The organism is Acinetobacter sp. ANC 7912 (assembly GCF_039862785.1).
In the GTDB taxonomy this organism is placed as follows: domain Bacteria; phylum Pseudomonadota; class Gammaproteobacteria; order Pseudomonadales; family Moraxellaceae; genus Acinetobacter; species Acinetobacter thermotolerans.
In genome coordinates this window covers 2,039,806-2,056,511 of sequence record NZ_CP156795.1, presented here as the reverse complement: position 1 = coordinate 2,056,511, position 16,706 = coordinate 2,039,806, and the positions used below count along the sequence as shown (strand labels likewise).

Genomic DNA, 16,706 nt, shown 5'->3' with positions numbered 1-16,706 from the left:
TCCCTATATATTACGCTGATATTGGTATTTCACTGCCTTATTTTGCAGAAAAATTATAGTTTAATAAGACTATAGTCTTAGAAACATTGTTTACCTTTTGGTCAAAAATAACATTTCCAGTGAAACAAAAAGTAAAAAAGCGGGTAAAATTCGCTCTAGTTATTTGTGTTTGCTTCATCTCCTGATCGATGCAGCCGCTTTTTCATAAAGTGGAATGCTCACGTGATTTCTTGATCACAACATACACATTCGATATTTCCGTATCAGATTTCGATCTCGATACATCGGCGCTTTTTTGTCTCCCGCAAAGAAGCCTAGGGCGTTTATTTATTCTAATAAGCGAAAACTGAATATTACTTCCTTCTGGAAGTAGATCGTGAAGTAATGTCATGGCTAAAAAACCAATTTATAAGTCACTTTATTTTCAAGTGATTATCGCCATTATTGCCGGTATTCTGGTGGGTCACTTCTCGCCAAGCGGTACGCAAATTATCAATGGTGCTGAACAATATGTACCTGGTTTAGGTGAACAACTGAAACCACTTGGGGATGGCTTTATTCGCCTGATTAAAATGATCATTGCACCTGTGATCTTCTGTACAGTGGTCAGCGGTATTGCAGGTATGGAAAGCATGAAATCTGTTGGTAAGACCGGCGGTATTGCTTTGCTGTACTTCGAAATTGTATCGACCATTGCGCTGATTATTGGTCTGTTTGTGATCAATATTGTTAAGCCGGGTGCAGGCATGAACATTGATCCGGCATCGCTGGATACAGCCGGAATTTCTAAATATGTAGAATCCGGTGCATCACAGTCTACCGTTGATTTCTTTATGAATATCATTCCACATACGGTGGTGGGTGCATTCGCTGAAGGTGAAATCCTTCAAGTATTGCTGTTTGCGATCCTGTTTGGTTTTGCACTGCATCAGCTGGGTGATCAAGGTAAGCCAGTTTTGAAATTCATCGATCAGATTTCACACGTGTTCTTCAACATCGTGAATATGATCATGAAACTTGCACCGATTGGTGCGTTCGGTGCCATGGCATTCACCATTGGTAAATACGGTATTGGTACACTGGCGCAACTGGGTCAATTGATCTTGTGCTTCTACATTACCTGTATCTTGTTCATCTTTATTGTTCTGGGTGCAATCGCACGTTTCACGGGTTTCAGCATCGTGAAAATGATCCGTTTGATCCGCGAAGAACTATTGATCGTACTGGGTACTTCTTCTTCTGAATCGGTACTACCACGTATGCTGAAAAAGCTGGAATTGGCGGGTGCGGAAAAATCAGTAGTGGGTCTGGTGATTCCGACAGGTTACTCATTCAACTTGGATGGTACTTCAATCTATCTGACCATGGCTGCTGTATTTATTGCGCAGGCAACCAATACCCAGCTGGATATTTCCCATCAGATTACCTTGCTGCTTGTACTCTTGATTTCATCTAAAGGTGCTGCAGGAGTGACTGGTTCAGGCTTTATTGTAATGGCAGCTACCTTATCTGCAGTAGGTCATATCCCCGTTGCTGGTCTGGCGCTGATTCTTGGTATCGACCGTTTCATGTCTGAAGCACGTGCCTTAACCAATCTGGTAGGTAACTCATTAGCAACACTGGTTGTAGCGAATTGGGTGGGTCAGCTCGACAAAGAAAAACTGGATTATGCGTTGAATAATCCGGCTGAAATTGATGAACAGATGCAGCAAGAAGGCGTAAAAACCCACTAATTCGAATCAGCATCAAACTAAAAGGAAGCTTCGGCTTCCTTTTTTATTGCCTGTAAAAAAGTAATTGACCTTGCAGTTTGCAATAAACTGGGATCGGCCCATGACAGGAAATCTAAAACTCGCTAGTCTGTAGTGGCAACAACAATGATAAATACAACAAGGAAAGAACCATGCTGGCATATGATGCTGATCTAGAATTATTCCGCGATAACTTTAAACGCTTTATGAGCGAACAGATTGCTCCACATTATGAGCAATGGGAACAAGAGGGCAAGATTCCACGTTCGGTCTGGCATGCCTTGGGCGAAAATGGCTTTCTTTGTGTGGATATTCCAGAAGAATATGGCGGCTATGGCGTTCCAACCCATTATTCTTTAATGCTGCTGGAAGAATCAGCACGTGCCGGTTTTAGTGCTTTGTCTATTGGGTTGTCCTGCCACTCGGATATTGCGGCACCGTATATCCTGCATATCGGCACCGAAGAACAGAAAAAATACTGGCTGCCTAAAATGGTGTCGGGGGAAGTGGTCGGTGCTATTGGCATGACTGAGCCAGGTGCGGGTTCAGATTTACAAGCCATTCGTACCAGTGCGATTTTGCAGGATGATCATTACCTGTTGAATGGTTCGAAAACCTTTATTTCTAATGGTCAGCATGCCGATCTGGTGGTGCTAGCTGTAAAAACAGATCCACAGGCGCGTGCTAAAGGGGTGTCGCTGTTATTGGTAGATACTCATCTGGGAGGTTTCAAGAAGGGCACCAATCTGGACAAGATCGGCCTGCATTCACAGGATACCTCTGAACTGTTCTTTGATAATGTTAAAGTACCTAAAGATCAGTTACTCGGTCAGCCGGGACAAGGCTTTGCCTACCTGATGCAGGAGTTGCCACGTGAACGTACCGCGATTGCTGCAACCGCTTTGGGCGCGATTCGCGGTTCGATCGACATCACCACGGCTTATGTGAAAGAGCGTCAGGCTTTTGGTCAGCAAATTGGCCAGTTCCAGAATACCCGTTTTGTCCTGGCACAAGCCAAGATTGATGAGCTGGCAACCGCTGCCTTCTATAACCAGAATGTCGAACTGTATATGCAGGGCAAACTGAATGTAGAAACTGCTGCTGCGTTAAAGAGCTTCTCAACCGATATGCAGATGAAAGTCGCAGATAACCTACTGCAACTATTTGGGGGCTATGGCTATATGACAGAATACCCAATTTCCCGTTTCTTTGTCGATGCGCGTATTCAACGCATTTATGGCGGAACCAACGAGATTATGAAAGAGATTGTGGCGCGTAGCTTGCTGGGTCGCTAAGTCATTCCCGTCATAGATGCTGAAATCAAAAAAGAGCCGATTAAGGCTCTTTTTTGTTGGGGAAGCAGAATATAGCGTTACATCATGAGCGGAGTACTTCCAGACATTCAAAAATAAACACAGGTAAATCATCGGGTGCACGGGCCGAGATCAGCTGGTTATTGTCATTGGCGACCTCAGCATCATAATAACGACCACCAGCGTTTTGTAGCCATGGGGCATGGTCACGAATGCTGGTAATAATCCGGTCTTTCAGGATATCGGCTGCGCCTAACAATAGTGAGCCATCACAAATACTAAAAATGCTTTTCTTGGCGGCATTGAATTCCTGAATCAGCTGGATCACTTTCAAATCTGAACTAAAGGTTAGTGGCGATTCTCCACCCGGGATCAGCAAGGCATCAAAATCATTAACACTGATATGGTCGATGCTTTGATCTATAGTCACCGCTGCTTTGCATTGTTTTCCATAAATCACTTTGCCAGCTTCATGTTCAATATTGCAGACGCTGTGTCGTGCAGCCCGAAAGGCTTCCACGGGTTCAAAGTATTCTTCATCATCAAAGTTGTGTGTCACGAGGACAGCAATTCTTTTAGGCATGTGTATGTGCTCCCACCCAAGTTTTCAAACAGGCTAGCTGGAGTTGGTTGAAAAATCGTCTCTGCTTTGTAACAAATATGAGTTTTCTGTAAAAATCTCTGTTAAAACAAGTAAAAAGGTCTACGGCAATCAGATTTTAATCCACATGTTTATATGAATTTTGAATAAAGAATAACCAATACTTTATAAAATTTATTCATTCAGGTTAATGATTTTTCTTATGGTTAAAATCGTTATACAGATTAAGAAATAGTGATATTTCATCTATAGCAAAATCAGTTAAGATGGGGCAGCAAAGTTTACAATTTAGTAATGTAATTTTTGTGCAAAGTACCGAAGAAAATGTTACCAGACGTTGCAAAGACGATGAACGGTTCGGTAGTGCATAAATAACTGACTTTTAAAGCATCAAAGTCATATTGCGTAACATTTGAAAGCTTACTATTGTTATACTGAAACAGTTACGGTTTATGAAGAGCGACATAACAATGATCAACGACGATCAAAACACTACGACTTCTCTTGATTTAGCCAAAATTCGTGAAGAAATCGATTCGGTTGATCAGCAAATTCAGCAACTTATTAGTCGCCGAGCGCGTCTGGCAGAAGCGGTAGCCAAAGCCAAGTTTGCTTCAGAAGAGAATCCACTGTTTTACCGTCCTGAACGTGAAGCACAAGTGTTGCGTAATGTTATGGAACGAAATGAAGGTCCATTGTCTGATACGACGATGGCGCGTCTGTTCCGTGAAATTATGTCTGCGTGCCTGGCGCTTGAAGCACCACAAAGTATTGCTTTCCTTGGTCCTGTCGGCACTTATACTCATTCAGCAGTCCTGAAACATTTTGGTCATGACGCTGTGGTCCGTCCATTGCCAACCATTGATGAAGTGTTCCGTGAAGTGGAAGCAGGCAGTGCACATTATGGTCTAGTGCCAGTTGAGAACTCCTCTGAAGGTGTGGTGAACCATACCTTGGACTGTTTTAAGACTTCTCACCTGAATGTGATTGGTGAAGTGGAACTGCCAATTCACCATCAGTTCCTGGTATCTGAAAATACTCGTAAAGACAGCATTAAACAGATCTACGCCCATCAGCAAACACTGGCACAATGCCGTAAATGGCTAGATGCACATTATCCAGGTGTAGAACGTGTTGCACTCAGCTCCAATGCCGAAGCAGCGCGCCGTATTCAAAATGAATGGCACTCTGCTGCGATTGCTTCTGAAATTGCTGCAAATATCTATAATCTTGAGATTATGCACAGCAATATCGAAGACAATCCAGAGAACACGACACGCTTCCTGGTGATTGGTCGTGAGAAGGTTCCACCAAGTGGTAATGACAAGACTTCATTACTGGTGTCTGCACATGACCGTGCTGGTGCACTGTTGGAAATCCTGGCACCATTTGCGAAGCACAACATTAGTCTAACAAGTATTGAAACCCGTCCAGCACTTCCTGAAAAATGGGCTTATGTGTTCTTTATCGATCTGGAAGGTCATATCGATCAAGATCATGTGAAAGCTGCGATTGAAGAAATTCGCCCATTGGTGAAAGAAGTTCGCGTACTCGGTTCATATCCTCAAGCTGTACTCTAAAATCAGCTCCTGTGGTCGGTGCGAGGGTGCTGACCACTGTTTTACACGTAAATCGGAAGTATAAAATGTCGTTCGTGCCAGCCAATCAAGGCATCTCCAAATTAAAACCGTACCAACCAGGTAAGCCTATCAGTGAACTTGAACGTGAGTTAGGTATCACTGATATCGTGAAACTTGCATCAAATGAGAACCCGCTGGGCTGTTCAGAAAAAGTCAAAGCAGCGGTTGCTGCTGAGCTGAATGAAATTGGCCGTTATCCTGATGGTGGCGGTTTTATTCTGAAAGATCAGATCAAGGCACAATTCGGTTTTGATCATGATCAGATTACCTTGGGTAATGGTTCAAACGACCTGCTGGAAATTTTTGCACGCACTTTTGTCTCTGAAAAAGATTCTGTGATTTATAGCCAGCACGCTTTTGCAGTGTATGCACTGGTCACTCAGGCGATCAATGCTGAAGCGATTGAAGTGCCAGCCAAAGGTTTCTCACATGACCTTGAAGCGATGGCGGCTGCAGTAAAAGACAACACCAAGCTGATTTTCATTGCGAACCCGAACAACCCGACAGGCACTTGGTTCGAAGAAGCTGAATTTGAAGCTTTCATGCAGAAAGTGCCTGCAAACGTGATCGTGGTACTGGACGAAGCTTATGTGGAATATTTCCCAGAGAACTTCAACAGCTTGAAATTCCTGAAACAGTATCCAAACCTGATCGTCAGCCGTACGCTGTCTAAGTGCTATGGTTTGGCTGCACTGCGTGTTGGTTTTGCCTTGGCTTCTGTTGAAGTGACTGATTATCTGAACCGTATCCGTCAGCCATTTAACGTGAACCACTTGGCGATGGTGGCTGCTGTGGCTGCACTGAAAGATGAAGATTTCATCGAGAAATCTCGTGAAGTGAACAAGGCAGGTATGGCTCAGCTTGAAGTAGGCTTCAAAGCTTTAGGTCTGAACTATGTACCTTCACGCGCTAACTTCATCTTGGTGGATGTACAGGCTGATCCAGCTGAAACATTTAACCAGTTACTGAAAGAAGGTGTGATTGTACGCCCAGTGGGTATTCCAAACCACCTGCGCGTATCGATTGGTACTGAAGCTGAAAATGCCAAATTCCTGACTGCACTGGCAAAAGTGCTGGGCTTAGAGGCAAAAGCTTAAGTTATGTCGCAGCCACTGTTTGAAAAAGTTGCCTTTATCGGACTTGGACTGATTGGTTCAAGTCTGGCGCGTGTCATCAAGGCCGAGCATTTAGCCAATGACATCGTGGCATCGACCCGCTCACAAAAAACCTTGGAAGATGCCAAGGCACTTGGGCTGATTTCCCACGGCTATGCAGATCCTGTAGAAGCCGTCAAAGGGGCAGATCTGGTTGTGCTGGCGCTTCCTGTCCGTGCTACCCAGAAAGTGCTGGAAACGATCAAGCCCTATCTGTCTGAAAATGTCATCCTGACTGATGTCGGTAGTACCAAAGGCAATGTGGTAGATGCAGCCAAAGCGGTGTTTGGTGAAAAACTGCTGGCTGGCTTTGTTCCGGGGCATCCGATTGCGGGTGCTGAACATACTGGAGTGCATGCGGGTAAGGTTGATCTGTTTGCCAATCACAAGGTGATTTTGACGCCGTTACCTAGCAGCGCTCCGTGGGCGGTCGAGAAACTGATTCAACTGTGGCAGGCGGCTAAAGCGGAAGTAATTTGTATGGATGTGGAAAAGCACGATGAAGTGCTGGCTCATACTAGTCATCTTCCGCATTTGATGGCCTTCAACCTGGTCGAACAACTGGCCAATCGTGAAGACAATCTGGATATTTTTCGTTATGCTGCCGGTGGCTTTCGCGACTTCTCGCGTATTGCGGCCAGCGATCCACAAATGTGGCATGACATCTTTTTTGCCAATAAAAAGGCGATTCTCAATGCCGTGGACGGCTTTGAAGCTCAACTCGCGATTATCCGCAAGCTGATTGAAGATGAAGATTCACAAGCTTTAATGGGCTTATTGGGGCATGCGCAAGCCGCGCGTCAGCACTTCAATCATATGCTCGCCAAGAAACCTCTCATGGAGAAAAATAAAGTGACACAACAATTTACCATTCAACCAGGTGCCAAGACGTTCCAGGGTAAATTTACCGTGCCAGGTGACAAATCTGTGTCACATCGTTCCATCATGTTTGGTGCCATCGCTGAAGGCACAACGCATGTGACTGGTTTCCTTGAGGGTGAAGATGCGCTTGCGACGCTGCAAGCCTTCCGTGATATGGGGGTGAGCATTGAAGGGCCGAAAAATGGTGAAGTGACCATTCATGGCGTGGGTATGCACGGCTTGAAAGCTCCGAAGTCTGCACTGTATATGGGTAACTCAGGTACTTCGATGCGTCTGCTGTCTGGCATGCTGTCAGCACAGAAATTTGATTCTGTCATGACTGGTGATGCATCCCTGTCTAAGCGTCCAATGGAACGTATTGCCAAGCCATTACGCTTGATGGGTGCACAAATTCAAACTACTGGTGAACGTGGTACACCACCAGTATCCATTACTGGTAACCAGCAGCTCAAAGGCATTCACTATGACCTGCCAATGGCATCGGCTCAGGTGAAATCAGGCATTCTGCTGGCGGGTCTGTGGGCAGAGGGTGAAACTTCGGTGACCGAACCAGAACCAACCCGTGACCATACTGAACGTATGCTGCGTGCTTTTGCTTATGAGGTGAAAACTGAAGGCAACCGTATTTCACTACAAGGTGGTGGTAAGCTGGTTGGTACCAATATTCAGGTACCATCGGATATTTCATCTGCAGCCTTTTTTATGGTGGGTGCAGCCATTACTGAAAATGCCGATGTGACTTTAGAAGCTGTGGGTATTAACCCGACCCGTACCGGTGTGATCGAAATCCTGAAACAGATGGGTGCGGACATCACTGTTGAAAATGAACGTATTGCCGGCGGTGAACCGATTGCAGATATTCGTATTCGCGGTACACGTACCTTAAAAGGCATTCATATTCCTGAAGATCAGGTGCCACTGGCGATTGATGAATTCCCGGCACTGTTCATTGCTGCTGCTTGTGCGGAAGGTCAAACCGTATTGACTGGTGCTGCTGAACTGCGTGTCAAAGAATCTGACCGTATCCAGGTGATGGCCGATGGCTTGAAAATCATGGGTATCGACTGCACACCAACTGACGATGGCATCATCATTGAAGGTAAGGGTAAGGCAGGTGACTGGTCGCCAATCTTTACCGGTGGTGAAATCGAATCGCATCATGACCACCGTATTGCCATGAGTTTCTCGATTGCAGGTCTGCGTAATTCAGGCGTGATTAAGATTGTAGGTACAGAAACCGTTGCAACTAGCTTCCCGACATTCACTGAATTGAGTGCTCAAGCGGGTCTGGCGATTGAAGTGACAGAATAATTCTAAAATTTACATGAAACAGCCAAGCTTTTGCTTGGCTGTTTTGTTTATATTGGCTTATGCTAAAACCATATAAGAACTAAGCCATTTGGATGTAGCTATGCGTAAATTACAATTCAGAGCCAATACTCAAAAAAGCCAAGAACAGTTAAACAATAGTCGAGAGACTCAGGAGTATATTGCTCACTTTCTGGCAAACGAGCTAGGAAAATATGGCTTTCAAACCCTGCCACAAAGTGGTGGTACCGTTGCGATCAGTGTGGAAGAACATGAACTGCCACTGTCTGTAAGTTGTGCGACTCAGGATGAAGAAGGACATTGCCTCTGTGAAATTAGTTCCTACCCAGCCGAGGAACAGGACTGGCTGGAACGGATTACGGAAACCAGTTTATTAAACCAGTTGGCTCAGGCCGTAGAAGCTTCTTTAAAAGAGCAGGAAGCATTAAGTGAATTTGAGTGGAAGAAATAAACCAGATCCACAATAAAAAAGCGGCTAAATAGCCACTTTTTTATTGGATAGATTTGTCCCGTCCTGAAATAAGTTTACACCTTAAGAGACTTATTTTATGGAACATAAACGAGAACAACGAGTTAAACGTACACAACGTGACTATAGCTTTGCCCGCAGATTCAAATCCCAAGTGCGACACATTTGTAGTTAGTTGAAAAAGTTAGGTGTATTCATAGAATCATTAGACTTTTTCAACTCGCAATTGGAAAGCACACAATGAAGAAATACACCCAACTTTCTCAAGATGAAAGATACGAAATTTATGCTACTTTGAAAAGTAAAAGCTCAATCGCTAACCTTGCTCGGGAGTTAGGGCGTTCACGATCAACCATCTACCGTGAATTAAAAAGAAATACTGGGCAACGTGGATATAGGGCTCAACAGGCAGCGAAATTTGCAAGTCAAAGACGGTACCGTCCTTCCTCATCAATGACAGCATTTGCCTTCGCCTATATTGATTATTTAATTGGCTTGGACTGGTCACCAGAACAAATTTCAGGTGCTTTAACACAACGCGGTTGGCTGGATGTACCTTCACATGAGTGGATTTACCAGTACATTTATCAAGATAAATCAAAAGGCGGTAAACTCCATCTACACTTAAGGCATCAGAAGAAATATCGAAAACGAGGTTACAAAAACACGGATCGTAGGGGGCAAATCATTGATAAAACAAGTATTCACTGTCGAGACCAGGTCATTGATCAACGACAACGTTTAGGAGATTTCGAAGGTGACACGGTGATTGGTAAACATCATAAAGGTGCTTTATTAACCCTTGTTGATCGAAAGAGCCTGTATGTACATATTGTTCATTTAGGATCAACGAGAGCATCCTCTCAAACGATTACTTGTGCGTTAGATCGTTTACGAATGAGCCATGCTTATAGTGTGACATTTGATAATGGTAAAGAATTTTCCGAACACAAAAGAATTACTGATGCCGGGATAGAGACGTATTTTGCTGATCCTTACAAGTCTATTCAGCGAGCTAGAAATGAAAATACGAATGGTTTAATCCGTCAATATCTGCCAAAATCATCATCGTTTGATGACGTGTCAAACGAACAAATAGAGCAGATAGAATTTGCACTCAACCATCGTCCTAGAAAAACGCTAGGTTGGTATACACCGAGTGAAGTTATGGCTGGTTTTTATACTGTTGCACTTGCCGCTTGAATCCGCCGCCTTTAAAATGATGGTGGTACATGAAGTAGAAAAAGGGCAAATTACTTATAAGCAAGCTCAGGCAAAATATGGTATTCAAGGAAGATCAACTGTGCTGGTATGGTTACGCAAGCACGGACAACAGGACTGGACTTCGAATATGCCGACTTCTTCTAAACGCCAATTGACACCCCAACAACGAATCCGCCAATTAGAAAAGCAGTTAGCCGCAGAAAAGCTTAAAACTGAATTTATTCAGGATGTGATTTATCACATTGATAAAGAATGTGGGACTGATCTTGGAAAAAAGTATACCGAGCACGTTTCAAAGATTGGCAAAGCCAAAGAAGACTAAGCGTTTCACGTTATTGTCAGTGGTTGGGAATCACCCGACAAGCTTATTATCAAGCAGAAAAACGTGCTCAAATGACTGCACAAGCAACTGAACAAATACTTGAGTTGGTTATGGAATATCGCTGTCTCATGCCAAGTATCGGAACACGTAAGCTGTATTGGCTTATTAAAGGCAAATTGTTGCAACGTGGTTTAAAGTGTGGACGGGATCAGTTATTTAAAATATTGAAAGAAAATAACTTATTGATTCGCCCTAAGCGTCGCTATACAAAAACTACGGATAGCAAGCATTGGATGAAGAAGCATCCAAATTTATTAAAGGATTATGCAGCAGTGCAAGCCAATGAAGTCTTTGTTAGTGATATTACCTATGTTGAGAGTGCTGAAGGTGTGCATTATTTATCCTTGGTGACAGATGCTTATACCCGACAGATTAAAGGTTATAAGTTATCGAATGATATGCGTGCGGAGAATATTGTGCAGGCTCTACATATGGCGATGCAGCAAGCGACAGATCGAGCGACTAGGATGATTCATCATTCAGATAGAGGTGCTCAATATTGCTCTGAGCTATATCAATCGGCATTGCGCCATTATGGGATATGTCCTTCCATGACAGATGGCAAGGACTGTTATCAGAATGCATTAGCAGAGCGAATTAATGGAATATTAAAGCAGGAGTTTTTAACCACGCGATGTCAAACCATGAAGGAGTTAGATCACTTAATTGCGGAATCTATCATGATTTACAATTGTTATAGACCGCATTTAAGTTTAAATATGAACACCCCGAATCAGATGTATGAGCAAACAAAAACCGAGCTAATTGCTTAACTCGGTTTGAAGTGGAATACTGTCAATCTATTTCAGGACAAGACAATTTACTGTGCTTATAGAGTCAAAAATCGTGAAATCGCGATTCGCATCTGTTTAAGATAACCGGTAAAGAAGTGATTTGCACCGGGCAGGATGGTAAGCAAATGGTGCTGTGGTTTAGCCCATTCAATCAGATCTGACAATAAGGTAATGTCATCGGCTTCACCATGCAGGAACAGTATGTCACCTTTAATATGTGGGGTCACATAATGGCGTAAACCGGCAACCGTTGCAGTTGGCAGGCCACATAGAATCATCTGCTTTGGTTGTAATTCCAAAGGTAAAGCTGCATAGCATTTTGCAATAACATGCGCGCCAAAGCTGAACCCCCCCGGCAAAAAATGGTAGGCCGACATGCTGGGCACGCGCAAATTTGATCACCTCAAGGGTGTCATCCGTTTCGCCATAGCCTTCGTCGTGTACACCGGCACTTTGACCAGAACCACGGAAACTTGGACGATACACTACGCAGCCACGTTCCTGAAACATTTTTGCCAGTAACACGGGAACTTTGTGTTGGGGTGTACCACCCTGCAATGGATGAGGGTGGCAAACAATCGCGAATCCTTTCACTTCACCCTGTGGATAATCCACAAAAACTTCAATTTGTCCTGCAGGGCCCTGAAGAAAAATTTGTTCGGACATAGGGAAATCGATCAATAAGGGAGAGAAAGTTATATTTTACCGATTGTGTTCAGTAAAAACATGAATTGGAATTAAAATATCTGGACTGATATAGTTTGACTCATCATTTTTTAACCAGGTTGGCCATGCTTGCACTTATTTCACCCGCAAAAACACTCGATTACGAAACCGCTTTACCTATAGATCAGCATACCCAAGCCAGATTGTTGCAACATTCCCAGGAATTGATTGAAGTTGCCCGCAAGTTGTCTGCAACAGAAATTGCCAGTCTGATGTCGGTCAGTGAAAAAATTGCCAAGTTAAATGTCGAGCGTTTTCGTGACTGGCAGCCAGAATTTGATTTGTCCAATGCTCGTCAGGCGATTTTTGCCTTTAAAGGGGATGTCTATACCGGTCTGGATGCCTACAACCTCAAAGCACAGGATATTGACTATGCACAGCAGCATTTGCGTATGCTGTCGGGGTTGTATGGTCTGTTGCGTCCCCTGGACCTGATGATGCCATACCGTCTGGAAATGGGCACTAAGCTGGCGAACCCGCGTGGTCATAACCTGTATGACTTCTGGGGAACGATTATAACTGACTTGATCAATAAAGATCTGGCGGAAGTACAATCTGAGCTCTTAGTGAATATTGCCTCAGACGAATACTATAAATCAGTCAAAGAAAACAAAATCAAGGCAGAGATCATCAAGCCGGTGTTCCTGGATCAGAAAAATGGCAAATATAAAGTCATTAGTTTCTATGCCAAAAAAGCCCGTGGCTTGATGGCACGCTTTATCATTGAAAACAAGATTGAGCGTATAGAAGACCTGAAAGCATTTAATACAGATGGCTATTACTTTGATGCTGATAGCTCATTAAAAGGTGAACTGGTCTTTAAACGTGATGAACAAGAACAGGCTGCTGCTTAATTTTCATTAGTAGACTTAAAAGACCACCTCCGGGTGGTTTTTTATTGCTTTATAGATGTGTTAAATCAGTGCAAATATTAAGAACTAAATGTGTTCAGTAGAAACTGACTGCGATAAAAAGAGTCATTGGGCTAAAGCTTAACTAACTAGAGCGTTTGAAAAAAATCGGTTCAATAGGAGTAGGAAAGTGATGGCTAAGCAACTGTTTTTAAGTTGTTTATTTTATAACTTGTTGAAAATACATGAGACTGCAATTTTTCGCTATAGCAAAAAATCAAGACAATAAATACTTATACGTTGAAGAATTTTTAGGTTGATAAAATAAAATTTTAAATAAAAACAATAAATTAAATCTAATTTTTAAGTTTTCTACTATTTGCGCTTTATCTTGTAGTTTGTGAACATATTATGAAGAATGGCAAAAAGAATGAAAATGCACCAAAAGTATGCAAATATATTTACAAATAAATAAAATAATTAACAATTCACATAAATAATTGAATACCTCATCACATAAATCTTGATTTATGGTATTAGCACAATTTTAAAATGTATAAGAATGCATATATTTATGAAAAGTTATGTAATTCCAGTTTGTGCATTATTAGTGGGTGTTAGCGCTTTCTATATTTATAAACAAAGTGAACATAGACGCCAGCAGGAAATCATTCGGGTCATTGAAGAAGCCAATCATTCCTTACAGCGAATCGAAGCCAGACATGCGCAACATTAAGCCACTCGGTCAGTTGGCACTATTTCTAAATATATAAAACGCATCACTTTTATTTGTTGTTCCCAGCAGGTAAAAAGTGATCGGACGAATTAACGCTAATTTTTAGAAACAATAAAAAATCAATGTGTTATAATTCCAAAAACGAAATATTGGGTCAGCAGGATGTTCTTGTAACTTACTGATTCAATTCATGTGTTCATGGGCTGCATCTGGTTATGCAGCTTTTTTGTTGCTGCTTCCGGCTAAAGTTTTTACCGGTAAGTCAGAATATTTGACCCGTCGAATCGCTATGCTGGCATATTCGTTGCTAAGACATTCCGCAAATGATTTATGGTTAAGTCTGTGAATTTAGTGGAATGCATAAAGCATAAAGTTTACTCAATAGGGGCTAGGTCATGACGACTCCTAATCCGTCTTCCGAAAACGTGCTTGAACGTCTGTTCAAACTGAGTGAAAACAAAACCAGTTTCCGAACAGAGGTGCTTGCAGGTGTAACCACGTTCCTGACGATGTGTTACATCATTATTGTCAATCCGATGATTTTATCCGAAACAGGGATGGATCATGGGGCTGTCTTTGTTGCAACCTGTCTTGCCGCTGCAATTGGCTGTTTTGTAATGGGTCTTATTGCAAACTATCCAATTGCACTTGCACCAGGTATGGGGCTGAATGCCTTCTTTACATACTCGGTATGTTTGGGTATGGGAGTGCCTTGGCAAACCGCATTAGGCGCTGTGTTTGTCTCAGGCCTGATCTTTATTGCCATCAGCATGTTCAAGATCCGTGAAGCCATCGTGAACGCCATTCCAATGTCACTGAAGTTCTCGATTGGTGGTGGTATTGGTCTGTTCCTGGCATTAATTGCGCTGAAAAATGCCGGTATCATTGTCGATAATCCAGCGACATTGGTGGGCTTGGGTGACTTAAAACAGCCATCTGTATTACTGGCATTACTGGGCTTTCTGCTGGTTGTGGTAATGCATCACTTTAAAGTCCGTGGTGCCATTATTATCAGTATTCTGGTGATTACTGCGATTTCAACCGCATTAGGTTATAACCAGTTCCAAGGCGTTGTTGGTGAGATTCCTTCACTGGCTCCGACTTTCCTGCAAATGGACTTTGGCAATCTGTTTACAGCCAGCCTGATCGGTGTGATCTTTGTGTTCTTCCTGGTGGATCTGTTTGACTCAACCGGTACACTGGTCGGTGTTTCACACCGTGCCGGTCTATTAAAAGATGGCAAATTGCCACGCCTGAAAAAAGCACTATTTGCCGATTCTTCTGCAATTGTTGCCGGTGCAGCACTGGGTACATCTTCAACTACACCATACATCGAGTCTTCTGCCGGTGTTGCAGCAGGTGGCCGTACTGGTCTGACTGCAGTTGTTGTGGGTCTGCTTTTTATTGCCTGCCTGTTTCTGGCACCATTGGCACAATCAGTTCCAGGTTTTGCCACTGCACCCGCACTGCTGTTTGTGGGTGTGTTGATGATTCAAGGGATTGTGCACATTGACTGGGAAGATATTACTGAAGCGGTACCATCATTCCTGACCATCGTGTTCATGCCATTTACTTACTCAATTGCAGATGGTATTGCGATGGGCTTTATCAGCTATGCATTGATTAAGTTGCTGACAGGTAAAGCGAAATCTGTACCGTATATGGTCTGGATTGTAGCAGTACTGTGGGCATTAAAATTTGCGTTATTTGGTGGTTAAATCATCAAATTCAGCTAAGGGGGTGTAAACTTAGTTTACACCCTTTTTATTTCTCTCAGGTTTAATCAGGAGTAACAATGAACCGTCTTGAGTTGATTCAGGCTCTGCCAAAAGCCGAGCTGCATGTGCATATCGAAGGTACTTTTGAACCTGAGTTAATGTTTGCGATTGCACAGCGCAATGAAATTAGCATTCCATATAAATCGGTCGAAGAAGTCAAGCAGGCTTATAATTTCCATAATCTGCAATCTTTTCTGGACATCTATTATGCCGGTGCCAATGTCCTGATTCATGAACAGGATTTTTATGATCTGGCTTGGGCTTATTTTGAAAAATGTGCCGAAGATAATGTCGTGCACACCGAAATGTTCTTTGATCCGCAAACCCATACTGATCGTGGAATTGCCTTTGAAACCGTAATCAATGGCTTAAAACGTGCCTGTATTGATGCAGAAAACAAGCTGGGGATTACTTCACATCTGATCATGTGTTTCCTGCGCCATCTTAGTGAAGATGCCGCATTTGAAACTTTGGAACAAGCATTACTTTATAAAGACCAGATTATCGGGGTAGGGCTGGATTCCAGTGAAGTCGGCCATCCGCCATCCAAATTCGAACGCGTGTTTGCCAAAGCGCGTGAAGCAGGTTTCTTGATCGTGGCACATGCCGGTGAAGAAGGCCCAGCAGAATACGTCTGGGAAGCCCTGGATCTGCTCAAAGTAAACCGTATTGACCATGGTGTGCGTTCTGAAGAAGATCCTGCTTTAATGCAGCGCTTGATAGCCGAAAAAATGCCGTTGACCGTTTGCCCACTATCAAATTTGAAGCTGTGTGTGGTCGATGATATGAAGCAGCATAATATTCATCGTCTGTTGCAGCAGGGCGTGCACGTGACTGTTAATTCAGATGACCCGGCTTATTTTGGTGGCTATGTGAATGACAACTTTATTGCCATTGCTGAAGCACTGGATCTGAGCAATGAAGAGTTGAAACAGCTGGCAATCAATTCCTTTGAAGCGTCATTCATTAGTGAAGCGGATAAGGCCAACTGGATTAGCAAAATCAAAGCAATCGATTAATTTTTTTGTAGGATTGAAAAGGTAGGGTGCGCTCTGCCTTTTTCTGTTGAAAGAGTA

The 16,706-nt window shown here is 43.1% G+C and carries 12 protein-coding genes and 1 pseudogene; 11 read left to right on the top strand and 2 right to left on the bottom strand.

Translation table 11 applies throughout. The features are described from left to right. Positions 1-389: 389 nt before the first annotated feature. Positions 390-1,733: a dicarboxylate/amino acid:cation symporter gene (locus ABEF84_RS10135; protein ID WP_034583076.1), complete on the top strand. Its 1,344-nt coding sequence runs from the start codon at positions 390-392 to the stop codon at positions 1,731-1,733. Positions 1,734-1,903: 170 nt separating this feature from the next. Continuing rightward, positions 1,904-3,046 (top strand): acyl-CoA dehydrogenase family protein, encoded by a 1,143-nt coding sequence (locus ABEF84_RS10130; protein ID WP_034583074.1) that lies wholly within the window; start codon positions 1,904-1,906, stop codon positions 3,044-3,046. An 82-nt stretch (positions 3,047-3,128) separates the two neighbouring features. Here the strand turns inward: ABEF84_RS10130 and ABEF84_RS10125 are convergent, their stop codons facing one another. After that, positions 3,129-3,647 (bottom strand): DJ-1/PfpI family protein, encoded by a 519-nt coding sequence (locus ABEF84_RS10125; RefSeq protein WP_034583071.1) that lies wholly within the window; start codon positions 3,645-3,647, stop codon positions 3,129-3,131. 488 nt (positions 3,648-4,135) lie between these two features. Here ABEF84_RS10125 and pheA point away from each other — a divergent pair, with 488 nt between their 5' ends. The 6 genes from pheA (at position 4,136) to ABEF84_RS10095 (ending at position 11,518) form a co-directional block, all read left to right on the top strand. Next, positions 4,136-5,245, top strand: coding sequence for a prephenate dehydratase (pheA, locus tag ABEF84_RS10120; protein ID WP_034583069.1), 1,110 nt, complete (start codon positions 4,136-4,138; stop codon positions 5,243-5,245). 65 nt (positions 5,246-5,310) lie between these two features. Further along, positions 5,311-6,402, top strand: a complete 1,092-nt coding sequence (gene hisC / locus ABEF84_RS10115) for a histidinol-phosphate transaminase (protein WP_034583067.1) — start codon at positions 5,311-5,313, stop codon at positions 6,400-6,402. A gap of 3 nt (positions 6,403-6,405) precedes the next feature. Beyond that, on the top strand, positions 6,406-8,652 hold the full coding sequence (locus ABEF84_RS10110) for a bifunctional prephenate dehydrogenase/3-phosphoshikimate 1-carboxyvinyltransferase (protein ID WP_034583065.1): 2,247 nt from the start codon (positions 6,406-6,408) through the stop codon (positions 8,650-8,652). Between the two features lie 100 nt (positions 8,653-8,752). Beyond that, positions 8,753-9,121, top strand: coding sequence for a hypothetical protein (locus ABEF84_RS10105; RefSeq protein ID WP_034583063.1), 369 nt, complete (start codon positions 8,753-8,755; stop codon positions 9,119-9,121). A gap of 258 nt (positions 9,122-9,379) precedes the next feature. After that, entirely contained in the window at positions 9,380-10,342 is a 963-nt protein-coding gene (locus tag ABEF84_RS10100) for an IS30-like element IS18 family transposase (protein WP_075174500.1), read from the top strand. Then, positions 10,299-11,518, top strand: a protein-coding gene (locus ABEF84_RS10095; RefSeq protein ID WP_347473678.1) for an IS3 family transposase whose coding sequence is annotated in 2 segments (ribosomal slippage) — positions 10,299-10,632 and positions 10,632-11,518 — 1,221 coding nt in all. Because the reading frame shifts where the segments join, the coding sequence is not laid out codon by codon here. The genes ABEF84_RS10100 and ABEF84_RS10095 overlap by 44 nt, the downstream gene beginning before the upstream one ends. Positions 11,519-11,574: 56 nt before the next feature. Here ABEF84_RS10095 and ABEF84_RS10090 read toward each other — a convergent pair. After that, positions 11,575-12,205, bottom strand: a pseudogene (locus ABEF84_RS10090) (alpha/beta hydrolase). A gap of 125 nt (positions 12,206-12,330) precedes the next feature. Here ABEF84_RS10090 and yaaA point away from each other — a divergent pair. From yaaA to ABEF84_RS10075, 3 genes are all read left to right on the top strand, one after another. Then, entirely contained in the window at positions 12,331-13,119 is a 789-nt protein-coding gene (gene yaaA / locus ABEF84_RS10085) for a peroxide stress protein YaaA (protein ID WP_034584321.1), read from the top strand. A gap of 1,128 nt (positions 13,120-14,247) precedes the next feature. Continuing rightward, positions 14,248-15,570: an NCS2 family permease gene (locus ABEF84_RS10080; RefSeq protein WP_034584323.1), complete on the top strand. Its 1,323-nt coding sequence runs from the start codon at positions 14,248-14,250 to the stop codon at positions 15,568-15,570. A gap of 77 nt (positions 15,571-15,647) precedes the next feature. Continuing rightward, entirely contained in the window at positions 15,648-16,649 is a 1,002-nt protein-coding gene (locus ABEF84_RS10075) for an adenosine deaminase (RefSeq protein ID WP_347473677.1), read from the top strand. The last annotated feature ends 57 nt before the right edge of the window (positions 16,650-16,706 follow it).